Annotated in this window: 8 protein-coding genes; 5 read left to right on the top strand and 3 right to left on the bottom strand. The window is 68.6% G+C overall.

The genetic code is table 11. The features are described from left to right. Nucleotides 1-190: 190 nt before the first annotated feature. From G3N96_RS26260 to G3N96_RS26270, 3 genes are all read left to right on the top strand, one after another. Nucleotides 191-1,510 (top strand): hypothetical protein, encoded by a 1,320-nt coding sequence (locus G3N96_RS26260; RefSeq protein WP_206138982.1) that lies wholly within the window; start codon nucleotides 191-193, stop codon nucleotides 1,508-1,510. A 159-nt stretch (nucleotides 1,511-1,669) separates the two neighbouring features. Beyond that, nucleotides 1,670-2,782, top strand: a complete 1,113-nt coding sequence (locus tag G3N96_RS26265) for a porin (protein WP_206138983.1) — start codon at nucleotides 1,670-1,672, stop codon at nucleotides 2,780-2,782. A 10-nt stretch (nucleotides 2,783-2,792) separates the two neighbouring features. Further along, nucleotides 2,793-3,845: a nucleoside hydrolase gene (locus G3N96_RS26270; protein WP_206138984.1), complete on the top strand. Its 1,053-nt coding sequence runs from the start codon at nucleotides 2,793-2,795 to the stop codon at nucleotides 3,843-3,845. Nucleotides 3,846-3,851: 6 nt separating this feature from the next. On the opposite strand, the gene G3N96_RS26275 is transcribed toward G3N96_RS26270, so the two are convergent. Beyond that, nucleotides 3,852-4,763 carry a LysR family transcriptional regulator gene (locus G3N96_RS26275; RefSeq protein WP_089433213.1) on the bottom strand — a complete coding sequence of 304 codons (912 nt, stop codon included), beginning with the start codon at nucleotides 4,761-4,763 and terminating at the stop codon, nucleotides 3,852-3,854. Between the two features lie 94 nt (nucleotides 4,764-4,857). Here G3N96_RS26275 and G3N96_RS26280 point away from each other — a divergent pair, with 94 nt between their 5' ends. Both G3N96_RS26280 and add read left to right on the top strand, forming a co-directional pair. Continuing rightward, a complete protein-coding gene (locus G3N96_RS26280) occupies nucleotides 4,858-6,207 on the top strand; it encodes an NCS2 family permease (protein ID WP_206138985.1) in 1,350 nt (449 codons plus the stop codon). 46 nt (nucleotides 6,208-6,253) lie between these two features. Then, on the top strand, nucleotides 6,254-7,354 hold the full coding sequence (gene add, locus G3N96_RS26285; RefSeq protein WP_206138986.1) for an adenosine deaminase: 1,101 nt from the start codon (nucleotides 6,254-6,256) through the stop codon (nucleotides 7,352-7,354). Between the two features lie 88 nt (nucleotides 7,355-7,442). On the opposite strand, the gene G3N96_RS26290 is transcribed toward add, so the two are convergent. Both G3N96_RS26290 and G3N96_RS26295 read right to left on the bottom strand, forming a co-directional pair. Next, entirely contained in the window at nucleotides 7,443-9,671 is a 2,229-nt protein-coding gene (locus tag G3N96_RS26290) for a transglycosylase domain-containing protein (RefSeq protein WP_206138987.1), read from the bottom strand. A gap of 193 nt (nucleotides 9,672-9,864) precedes the next feature. Then, nucleotides 9,865-10,961: PLP-dependent aminotransferase family protein (locus G3N96_RS26295; protein WP_206138988.1), on the bottom strand; the 1,097-nt coding region annotated here is incomplete at its 5' end.

A 10,961-nucleotide genomic window follows, 5' to 3' on the forward strand; every position in this document is an offset into this window, starting at 1 on the left:
ACGAAAAAGCAAGCGGCAACGAGTTGAAACAAAGCGTGACGAAGCGCAAAACCACGACGTTCGCCCCTGTCGATTATTGCCGAGACGCGTAAAATGAAGGGCCTGACGACTCATTAGCCGCCATCGGACCGACCGCGTTGAGACAGCGAACGGCTCCGCCGCGAAGAGGCGTCGGCGCCGGGCGCATGCGATGCGCCGGACGTGTCGATGGCTCGCGCGGACGATGCGCCGCCCGCAACAGCAGCATGCGGCGGCCAGATCGGCCGATGGCTTCGAACGTATGATGCCTTTCAGCTTCACGCGGCGATTTGCGAAACCGCGATGTCTTTCCCGTGCCGCCGCTGCATGTATCTGGCTCGCGGCGACATTGCCGATCTCCGTGCTGGTCGAGCGGTCTGCTTTTGCGGCGTCCGACGCATCGTCGCCCATCGCTACGTCATCCTCATCAGTCGAGTTACCCGCATCGGCAGCTTCTCGGGCGCGTCCCGCTTCGGCGGCGCGTGCATCGTCGGGTGCGTCAGCGGCCCAGCCCGCGCCTGCCGCATCGCACGCGCATCCGGCACAGCCTGCCAGCCCGGCATCGGGCATATCGGGTGCATTGGGCGCCTCCGCAGCCTCCGCCGCTTCCGCCGCCGTACCTGCATCGGCCGCTTCCGCCACGCCCGCCAGCGAGGCCGAAGCCCCCGCACCGACACCGCCGCGCCAGCATCCGCCCCTGTCGGCCGAAGAGGCAAAAGACGCGACGGCGCGCGCAATCGACATGCGCAAGCGCTTCACGCAGGAGGTCACGCGGCGCCTGAACGTACCGGCAAACGAGCAACGCGCGTACGGCGAGCGCCTCCAGAAAGCGCTCGTCGATGCTGACCTCGGCAACCTCGCCGGCGAATACATCGCGATGGTCGACCGCGCGCCGAACGTCCAGGCGCTGTTCATCTACTTCCGCGCGACGCCGGCCAACGCGTGGATGATGATCGGCGCATCGCCGGTCGGCACCGGGCTGCCGGGCACGTACGACCATTTCCTGACGCCGCTCGGCGTGTTCCACCACTCGCCGGACAACATGGATTTCCGCGCGGAAGGCACGACGAACGAGAACGGCATTCGCGGCTATGGGCACCGCGACATGCGCATCTACGACTTCGGCTGGGTGGACGGCGAGCGCGGGTGGGGCAAGGGCGGCGTATCGCCGATGCGCTTCCAGATGCATGCGACCGACCCCGATCGCCTCGAAGCGCTGCTGGGCATCCGGCACTCGAAAGGGTGCGTGCGCATTCCCGCCTCGCTGAACACGTTCTTCGACCGGCACGGCCTGCTCGACGACGACTACCAGGCACGCGTCGAGGCCGGCAAGTCGCTGTGGGTGCTGCGTCGCGATCGCGACATCACGCCGATCGCGGGTCGCTACCTGGTCGTGATCGACAGTGCACGCAAGACGCGGCCGGCGTGGTCGCCGTTGCCGGGGCGCAAGGCATGGTCGAAGCTGCCGAAGGGCGGCGACACGGCGGATTGACGGCCGGTGCGGCGGGCACGGGAGCGATCTGGATGAGAATAAATCCGTTTTATTGAACCATAATAAAAGCAAACTTTTATTATCCGATCCGGGTTCGTATAGTCGAGGCCAGTTCGCGGAACCCTGCCGCGCCTGGACCACCACCGATCACACGACCCGATGAAAACTCTCTACAAGCTCGCCCCGCTCGCGATGCTCGGCGCCTTCGCGACGCATGCCTGTGCGCAAAGCAGCATCACGCTGTACGGCCTCATTTCGGCCGGTGTCGGGTACGCGACCAACCAGGGCGGCAAGAACGCCTGGCAGGCGTTGTCCGGCACGAACCAGAACCCGCGCTGGGGGCTGAAGGGCAAGGAGGATCTCGGGCAGGGACTATCCGCGGTCTTCCAGCTGGAGAACGGCTTCAACGTGATGACCGGCACGGCCGCGCAGAACGGCCGCGAGTTCGGGCGGATGGCCTACGTCGGCCTCGCCGACCGCACCTACGGCGCGCTGACGTTCGGCCGCCAGTACGACGCGATCCACGACTACATCGGGCCGGTGATCATCGCGAGCAACGGCGTGAACATCGGCGACAACGACAACGGCTACAACGACATCCGCGTGCAGAACTCGGTGAAGTACGTGAGCCCCGTCTACTACGGCCTGAAATTCACCGCGCTGTACGGCTTCAGCAACACGACCGGCTTCGCGAACAACAGCGCATACAGCTTCGGGCTCGGCTACGAGCAGGGCCCGCTGCGCTGGAGCGCGGTCTACGCGCAGTACAACCATCCGTACAGCGCGACGAACCAGGACGGCGCGATCGCGAACGACTATGCGTCGCCGCTGCTGATCTTCAGCAAGAGCGCGATGTCGCCGGCGGCTTACGCGAGCCGGCAGCGGATCGCGGGCACGGGCGGCTTCTACACGATCGGCCGCGCGCAGTTCGCGGCGATGTTTACCGACGTGCGCTACGATTACCTCGACAATTCGCACCTGCACCTGCAGAACCTCGGCGTGAACGTCGTCTACACGATGACGCCGCAGCTCTTCCTCGGCGCCGCGTATGCGTTCACGAACGGCAAGTACGACGTGATCGACAAGCGGCCGAAATGGCACCAGGTGAACCTGCAGGCCGATTACTTCCTGTCGAAACGCACCGACGTCGCGCTGACGGTGATTGCGCAGCAGGCGGCCGGCGACGCGGACCATGCGCAGATCTTCGCGTACGCACGGTCGACCGGCACACGCCAGATGATGGCGACGCTCGGCGTCCGGCATGTTTTCTGAGCGCCCGACCATGACCCATCCGATCGCATCCCGCCGCACCTTCCTGAAACTGTCCGCCGCGCTGGCCGGCACCGCACTGCTGCCCGAAACGGGCGCGTTCGCGGCCGGCGGCGACGCCGCGCGCCGCACGGTGATCATCGATACCGACCCGGGGCAGGACGACGCCATCGCGATCCTGTTCGCGCTGGGCGCGCAGGACAGGCTCGACGTGCGCGCGCTGACCGCTGTCGCCGGCAACGTGCCGCTCGACCTGACCGAACGCAATGCGCGGATCATCCGCGACTGGGCCGGCCGCACGAAGACGCTGCCCGTCTACGCAGGCTGCCCGCGTCCGCTCGTGCGCGACCTCGTGACGGCCGCGAACGTGCACGGCAAGACCGGGCTCGAAGGCGTCGAGTTGCACGAGCCGCACGCACCGCTTGCCGCCGGTCACGCGGTGGCGTATCTCGTCGATACGCTGAGCCGCGCAGCGCCGGGCAGCGTGACGCTGTGCGCGCTCGGCCCGCTGACGAACCTCGCGACCGCGTTGGTCGAAGCGCCGCAGATTCGCGGCGCGCTGCGCGAGATCGTGCTGATGGGCGGCGCGTTCTTCGAGCGCGGCAACATCACGCCGGCCGCCGAATTCAATATCTACGTCGATCCGCAGGCGGCTGAAGTCGTATTCGGCAGCGGCGTGCCGATCGTCGTGCTGCCGCGCGACGTCGCGGTGAAAGCGCCGATCACGCCCGCGCGCGTGGCGCCGTTCCGCGCGCTCGGCAACCGCTGCGGCGCGATCGTCGCGGACATCATGGAGGCCGAACTCGCGTACAACAAGAAGCGGCGCGGCGTCGAAGATGCGCCGATGTACGACCCGACGGCCGTCGGCTATCTCGTCGATCCGACGCTGTTCGGTGGACGCAAGATGAACGTGATGGTCGAGACGACCGGGCAGTGGACGCTCGGCGAGACCGTCGTCGACTGGAACGGGCGCAGCGGCCGTGCGGCGAACGCGACGTGGATCAACGAGGTCGATGCGGACCGCTTCTACGCGGCGCTCGTCGAGCGCATCGCGAAGCTGCCCTGAAGGCAATCAGATGTGTTTGGCAATCCATTCACGGCACGCACGCACGTGCGGGCCGCGATCGTCGCCGGTGAGCGAGATCAGCGAGATCGCGCGCGTGACGCGCGGCTTGTCGACGCGCAGCGCGACGAGTTCGGGATCGTGCAGATGCATCGTGTAGAGGCTCGGCAGCACGGCGGTCGCGAGGCCGTTGCGCGCAAGCGCGTAGAGCGGCTCGGTGTATTCCATCCGGTACGTGACGTTCAGGCGCAGCTTCTCGGCGCCGCCGGTGCGATGCAGCGATTCGCTGACGCTGCCGCGCACGAACACCGCGAGCTCGCGATCGACGAGCCTGGCCCACGTGACGCTCTTCGCGCGGGCAAGCGGATCGTCATGCCGCACGACGATCACGATCTCGTCCTCGAAGAGCTGCTGGTAGCGCAGCGTGCCGTCGTCGCTGTCCGGTTCGCGCACGCCGATGCCGAGATCCGCGACGCTGTCGCGCACGGCTTCGACGAGCGCGCTGTTCGGCAGATCGGTGAGGGTGAAGCGCAGCGTCGGATGCGCGTCGCGCAGTGCATTGAGCGCGGGCAGCAGGCGGCCCGCGACCGACGGGATGAACGCGATGCGCACGGTCTGGATGCGTTCGCCGATGAGCCGCGTCATGTCGTCGAAGGTGCCGCGCGCCTGGTTGAGCAGGCGCTCGGCGAGCGGCAGCACGGCTTCGCCCGCGGAGGTGAGCGTGAGCCGGTGCGCGGAGCGCGCGAACAGGCGCCCGCCGAGCAGGAACTCGATCTGGCGGATCGACGCGGTGAGCGCGGGCTGCGTGAGCGACAGCGCCTGCGCGGCCTGCGTGAAGCTGCGTGCGTGGGCGAGCACGACGAAGTGCTGGACCTGCCGCAGCGTGAGTGCGGGCAGCAGCGACGAGCGGTCGGACGACATCGGGCAATAGCGGTCGGGATGCGGTACGCGGCAGTATAAGACCGCGCTGCGTGAATCGACACAGGACAATATTCGGAATCACAGGAGAACCACCATGTCAGCGACTGACACGATGCCGGCGCGCGCGCCGGCCAACTGGCTCGAACGCCGCTTCGCGCTCGCCGCGCGCGGCACGAGCGTGCGCACGGAGACGATCGCGGGCGTCACGTCGTTTCTCGCGGCCGCGTACCTGCTCGTCGTGATCCCGTCGCTGCTCGCGACGGGCGGCATGGAGCGCGGCGCGGCGACGACCGCGACGATCATCGTGTTCGTGCTGTTCACCACGTTGATGGGGTTCTACGCGAACCTGCCGTTCCTCGTCGGCCCCGGCATCGGCGGCTCGGTGATCATCGGCGTGACGCTCGCGACGACCGAGCACGTCGGCTGGCAGACGGGCCTCGGCATCGCCTGCGTGTCGGGCGTGCTGTTCTTCCTGCTGACGATCCTCGGCGCGCGCGGCGTGGTGGTGCGGCTGATTCCGGTGCAGATCAAGCTCGGGCTTGGCGCGTCGATCGGGTTGTTCGTGACGATGCTCGGGCTGCGCAATGCGGGGATGGTCGTCGCGAACGCGAAGACCAACGCGTTCGCGCTCGGCGATTTCTCGCGACCGGGCGCGCTCGTCGCGCTGATCGGCCTCGCGGTCGCGATCGTGCTGCAGGCGCGCAAGGTGCCCGGCGCGATCCTGATCGCGATCCTCGTGGCGGCCGCGGCCGGCGTGCCGCTCGGTGTCACGCACCTGCCCGCGTCGTTCGTGTCGCTGCCGCACAGCATCGCGCCGATCGCGTTCAAGCTCGACATCGGCAGCGCGTTGAGCCTCGCGGCCGCGCCGTATCTGTTCGCGTTCTTCGCGGCGGAATTCTTCTCGACGCTCGGCACCGCACTCGCGGTCGGCGCGAAGGCGAACCTGCTCGACGAACAGGGCAACCTGCCGAACATCAACCGGCCGTTCCTCGTCGATTCGCTCGCGGCGACGATCGGGCCCGTGTTCGGCATTCCCGCGCTGACCGCGCTGATCGAATCGGCCGCGGGCGTCGAGGCCGGCGGCCGCAGCGGGCTGTCGTCGCTGGCGGCGGCCGTGCTGTTCGCCGCGATGCTGCTGTTCGTGCCGGTCGCGCTCGCGATCCCGAAAGAAGCGACCGCGCCGGCGCTGATCCTGATCGGGCTGTCGATGTTCGCGACGATCCGCCATACGCACTTCGACGACTTCACCGATGCGCTGCCCGTGATGTCGATGGTGCTGCTCACGCTGATGTCGAACAGCTTCGGCACCGGCATCGCGGGCGGGCTGCTGTGCTACGTGCTCGTCAAGCTGCTGGCCGGCCGCTGGCGCGACGTGTCGTGGGGGCTCGTCGTGCTCGCGCTTCCGCTCGGCTACTACTTCTGGACCGTCGTGAAGCCGCACTGAGAGACGGCTTTCGCGACGCATCGGCACTACCCACAACGAGACTGCAATGAAGGCAACACCAGGTAACGTCCCGGCCGCGCGCACGGGCATCGAGATCACGCCGGCCCATCGGGCCTTCTTCCACGCGCTGCCGAAGGTCGAGCTGCATTGCCACCTGCTCGGCGCAGTGCGGCACGACACGTTCGTCGCACTCGCGGCGCGCAGCGGCGCGCCGATCGAGCGCGCGGAGATCGACGCGTTCTATGCGCGCGGCGAGAAGCCGGTCGGCGTGCTGCACGTGCTGCGCGCGCTCGACCGGTATCTGCTCACGCAGCCCGACGACCTGCGTCGGATCGCCTACGAGTATCTGGAGGATGCGGCCGCGCACAACGTCCGGCATGCGGAATTCTTCTGGAATCCGACGGGTACGGTGCGCGTGTCGGGTATCGCGTATGCGGATGCGCAGGCCGCGATCGTGACGGGTATTCGCGACGCCGCCCGCGACTTCGGGATCGGCGCGCGCCTGATCCCGAGCATCGACCGCGAGCAGGATCCCGACGAAGCGGTGGCGCTCGTCGAATGGATGAAGGCGAACCGCGCGGACGAAGTCGCGGGGCTCGGGATCGACTATCGCGAGAACGACCGGCCGCCTGAATTGTTCTGGAAGGCTTACCGCAATGCACGCGCGGCGGGCTTTCGCACGACCGCGCATGCGGGCGAGTTCGGGATGCCGTGGCGCAACGTCGAAACGGCCGTCGATCTGCTGCAGGTCGATCGCGTCGATCACGGTTATACGATCGTCGACAACCCGGAGCTGTGCGCCCGCTATGCGGAGCGCGGGATCGTCTTCACCGTCGTGCCGACGAATTCGTACTACCTGCGCACGCTGCCGCCGGAGCAATGGGCGGAACTTCACCCGATGCGCAAGATGCCGGGCCTCGGGCTGAAGATTCATCCGAACACCGACGATCCCACGCTGCACAAGGTCAATCCGTCGGAGGCGTGGGAGCTGATGTTCAGCCATTTCGGCTTCACCGTTGCCGAGCTGAAGCAGTTCATGCTGAACGGGATCGACGGCGCGTGGGTGGACGATGCGACGAAGGCCGCGTGGCGTGCGGCGTGGGCGCCGGAGTTCGACGCGCTGGCTGCCACGCTCGCGGTGGGCTGAGCACGGCGGCGTGTTACGCCGGCTGCGGCATTGCGCGACGACGACGCGTCAATAAAACGGACGGCCGTCGTACTCGCCGGCACCCCGATCAGCGAAAGAACCTCAACCAGTCGAACAGGCCCGGATGCGGCGTGCGCCGCCGCGGCGCCGGCGCGCTGCGCGGCCGGAAGTCCGGCGAGAACTGCGCGTGCGGATCGATCGCCCGCGCGCGCAGCGCCGCATCGTAGAACGTGCCGACGATCGGCAGCGCGCTGTGCGCGCCCGCGCCCCAGTAGTCGCTGCGCAGCGTCACGCTGCCGTCGTCGAAGCCGACCCACGCGCCGGCCACGAGCTGCGGATGCATCAGGATGAACCAACCGTCCGCGTTGTCCTGCGTCGTGCCCGTCTTGCCGGCGACGTCGACGCGAATGCCGTAACGCGAACGGATGTCGGCGCCGGTGCCGCGATCGACGACATCGCGCATCACGTCGACCAGCGTCTGCGCGGCGGGCTCCGGCAACGCACGTTCGGGCGGCGCGCTGCCGAAGGCGGCGAGCACCTTGCCGTCGCGATCCTCGATGCGCGTGATCATCTGCGGCGCGACGTACACGCCGCGGTTCGCGATCGTTCCGTATGCGGACACCATCTCCTTCAGCGTGACGGGGCTCGTGCCGAGCGCGAGCGACGGCACCGCGTCGAGCGGGCTTTCGCGCACGCCCATCGCATGGGCGAGCTGCGCGACCTTCGCGGCGCCTTCGTGCTGCATCACCTGCGCGGTGATGCGGTTGCGCGACAGCGCGAGCGCATCGCGCAGCGTCATCGGCTCATCGGTCGGCGGCTCGGCATCGGTCGGGCGCCAGACCGCGCGCCCGTCGATCGGGATCGCGACGGGGCGGTCGACGAACGTATCGCCCGGCCGCATGCCGTCCGCGAACGCGGCGCCATAGACGAACGGCTTGAACGTCGAGCCGGGCTGGCGCCGCGCCTGCGACACATGATCGAACGGCTCGCTGCCGAAATCGGGGCTGCCGACCCACGCACGGATCGCGCCGTTGCGCGGATCGATCGCGACGAAGCCGGCCTGCACCTGCGTCTTGCGCTCGCACAGCGCGCGCATGAAATCGCGATTGGCGCCGAGCCGCTTCAGCGCCACGACATCGGTCAGCCCCGTGTCGCGCGCCTGCCGATAGTCGGGCGTCTGGCGAATGAAGCCGCGGAACAGGTCGTTGCGCAGCCCGCAGCCGGACGGGCCGCGCCACGCGCTGTCGGCGATCGCCTGCAGCCGTTCGGTCTGCCGCGTCAGCGCCTGCGTCGCCATGTCCTGCAGCCGCGCGTCGAGCGTCGTGCGCACGACGAGTCCATCGGAGTACAGATCGTAGTTGTTGCGATCGGCCCACGCGATCAGCCATTTGCGCAACTGCACCGCGAAGTGCGGGGCGAGGCCGGGCTGCCCCGACTGCGGCTCGAAGTCGACGCGCAGCGGCTGGCGCTGCAGTTTCGCGAGCTGCTGCGGCGTCAGCATGTGCATCTGCGCCATCCGGTCGAGCACGATGTTGCGTCGCTGTACCGCGCGCTCCGGATTCAGCACCGGGTTGTAGTAGCTGTTGCCCTTCAGCATCCCGACGAGCGTGGCGCTTTCGACGATGTCGAGCTGGTCGGCCGACTTGCCGAAGTAGGTGCGCGCGGCCATTTCGACGCCGTACGCGTTGTACAGGAACGGCACGGTGTTCAGGTAGGTCTCGAGAATCTCGTCCTTGCTGTACACCGACTCGATCTTGAACGCCGTGATCAGCTCCTTCACCTTGCGCGTGAGCGTCGGCGCGCGGCCGACTTCGTCCGGATACAGGTTGCGTGCGAGCTGCTGCGTGATCGTCGAGCCGCCCTGACGGTCGCCCGAGAACGTGTGCAGCCCGGCCGCGAGCGTGCGGCGCACGTCGATGCCGTGATGCGCGTAGAAACGGTGGTCCTCGGTCGCGATCAGCGCGTCGACCATGTGCGGCGAGATCTGTTTGAGCGGCACCCATTCGCGGTTGACGGGCCGGAACTCGGCGATCAGCTGGCCGTCGGCGGACAGCACGCGCGCGGGACGGTCGATGCGCGCCTTGCGGATGTCGCCGATGCTCGGCGTGAACGGGACGAACGCGAGCAGCACCAGCAGGCCCAGCACCGGGATCGCGGCGAGCGTCAGCGCGACGCCGCGTCGCGTCGGATGACGCAGGCGATGCAGCACGCCTGCGCCCAGCGCGCGGAGGCGCGCGCCGCAGGCGGCGGCGAGCGGTACGACGCGGGCGCGGCAACGGAGCCACGCGTCTCGGAGAAGCGGCACGAAGCGATTCAAGGCGGCAGGAGCGCGGATGGAAGAGGCGCGATCCTAGCAAACGGCACACGTGCGACGCCCGCCAAAACGGCCGTTTGCTTGCAGGATTTACAGACGATTACGTTTGTTGCCCATCGACAACCTTTTACGGCGCGGCCTGGCGCGATTTTCCCGACGAATCGCGGTCGGGCCGCCGGCGCTCGAAGCCGTCTGGTCAGCGTGGCACGGCGCCGTCGGCGGCCATGGCGACCACCTCCGCCAACCGCTGCGCGGCCGCTTCCATCTGCGCGCGACCGAATCCGCCGAAGCCCAGCACGAGCCCCGGGCGGGCGGTACCGGGCGCGAACATCGGCGACACCGCGCGCACCGCGACGCCGGCTTGCGCGGCGCGCTCGACCACATCGAGATCGTCGATTCCTTCCGCGAGCCACAGCACGACGTGCATGCCCTGATCGCCCGGCTGCACCCACGCGCGTTCGCGCGGCAGCCGCGCACCCAGCGTGTCGATCAGCAGCGCGCGCTGTTCCGCATACACGCCGCGCACGCGGCGGATGTGGCGGTCGAGGTGGCCTTCCGCGATGAACGCGGCCAGCACGTGCTGGTCGGCGGTCGGCACATGACGATCCATCAGCACGCGGGCGCCGCAGAACGCGGGCACGAGATCGTCGGGCGCGATCACGTAGCCGAGCCGCAGCGACGGAAACAGGATCTTGCTGAACGTGCCGAGGTAGATCACGCGGTCGGGGTCGAGCCCTTGCAGCGACGGGAACGGATGGCCTTCGTAGCGCAGCTCGCTGTCGTAATCGTCCTCGACCACCCACGCGCGTTGCCCACGCGCCCAGGCAAGCAGCGCATTGCGCCGCGCCATGCTGAGCGGCATGCCGAGCGGATACTGGTGCGACGGCGTGACGAACGCGACCCGCGCATGCGGCGCGAGACGGATGCCGGCGTCGACGTCGATACCGTCGGCGTCGACCGGCACCCGCACCATCGCGTCGCGCCGCCCGGTGCTGTCGAGCAGCGCGGTGATGCCGCGATAGGCCGGATTCTCGACCCACGCCCGATCGCCCGCGCCGAGCAGCACCTGGCTCGCGAGATGCAGCCCCTGCTGCGTGCCGCTCGTGATCACGACCTGGTCGGCATGGCAGCGCACCGAGCGCGAGCGGCGCACGTAGTCGGCGATCGCCTCGCGCAGCGGCAGCGCGCCTTGCGGATCGGCATAGCCGGACGGCGCGCCGGCGCCGCGGGCGCGCAGGCGGTTGCCGAGCCGGCGCCAGATGTCGTCGGGCGCGGTGAGGCCGATCGGCAGCG

Origin of the sequence: Burkholderia sp. Se-20373 (assembly GCF_017104705.1) — a bacterium.
Classification (GTDB): Bacteria; Pseudomonadota; Gammaproteobacteria; order Burkholderiales; family Burkholderiaceae; genus Burkholderia.

Excerpts from the sequence above, each read along its gene's own strand:
- G3N96_RS26260 (WP_206138982.1), top strand. The coding sequence starts at position 191 with ATGCGCCGGACGTGTCGATGGCTCGCGCGGACGATGCGCCGCCCGCAA.
- G3N96_RS26265 (WP_206138983.1), top strand. The coding sequence starts at position 1,670 with ATGAAAACTCTCTACAAGCTCGCCCCGCTCGCGATGCTCGGCGCCTTC.
- G3N96_RS26270 (WP_206138984.1), top strand. The coding sequence starts at position 2,793 with ATGACCCATCCGATCGCATCCCGCCGCACCTTCCTGAAACTGTCCGCC.
- G3N96_RS26275 (WP_089433213.1), bottom strand. The coding sequence starts at position 4,763 with ATGTCGTCCGACCGCTCGTCGCTGCTGCCCGCACTCACGCTGCGGCAG.
- G3N96_RS26280 (WP_206138985.1), top strand. The coding sequence starts at position 4,858 with ATGTCAGCGACTGACACGATGCCGGCGCGCGCGCCGGCCAACTGGCTC.
- add (WP_206138986.1), top strand. The coding sequence starts at position 6,254 with ATGAAGGCAACACCAGGTAACGTCCCGGCCGCGCGCACGGGCATCGAG.